Below are 537 nucleotides of genomic sequence, written 5' to 3'. Positions count from 1 at the left end.
TCCGATCTAACGTCTTTTTTGAACCTCTCACAAGTGAACAATAGAAAATGTGAGATTCTTCCTAGCAATTCGATTTTATGACGACTTAGCTTTGCACTGGACGTGGTTTGCCTTCACTGTCGATGGCTACATAGTTAAAGGTTGCTTCGCAAACCATGAAACGATCTTCGATGCCGTCTACTTTCACTGGTTTCACCCAAACTTCTAGGTCAACGCTCATAGATGTACGGCCGATTTTCTTACACACGCCGTAACAACAAACCACGTCACCTACGCTGACTGGTTTTTTAAATGTAATGCTTGAAACAGAAACGGTAACGACGCGACCAGAACAGATCTCTTTCGCCAGAATCGCACCCGCCAAGTCAAGTTGAGACATTATCCAACCACCAAAGATATCGCCGTTTGCATTTGTATCAGCGGGCATTGCAAGGGTACGAAGCAGAAGCTGGCCTTTCGGAGAGTTAAATTCTTGGCTCATAGTGACATCCTAAATCTTCAAGGGCGCTCAAAAAAAGCGCGAATATGGTGTGCCAA

The 537-nt window shown here is 44.7% G+C and carries 1 protein-coding gene; it reads right to left on the bottom strand.

What is annotated here, in order from left to right:
* Window positions 1-85 precede the first annotated feature (85 nt).
* Window positions 86-481 carry an acyl-CoA thioester hydrolase YciA gene (gene yciA / locus R7040_RS29505; protein ID WP_005459205.1) on the bottom strand — a complete coding sequence of 132 codons (396 nt, stop codon included), beginning with the start codon at window positions 479-481 and terminating at the stop codon, window positions 86-88.
* Between the last annotated feature and the right edge of the window lie 56 nt (window positions 482-537).

It is taken from the genome of Vibrio sp. 1069 (genome assembly GCF_033340555.1).
The sequence above is the reverse complement of the archived record's forward strand: the minus strand, read 5'-3'. Positions and strand labels throughout refer to the sequence as shown.

What these genes read in the sequence shown, in the direction of transcription:
- yciA (WP_005459205.1), bottom strand. Translation starts at nt 481, where the DNA reads ATGAGCCAAGAATTTAACTCTCCGAAAGGCCAGCTTCTGCTTCGTACC.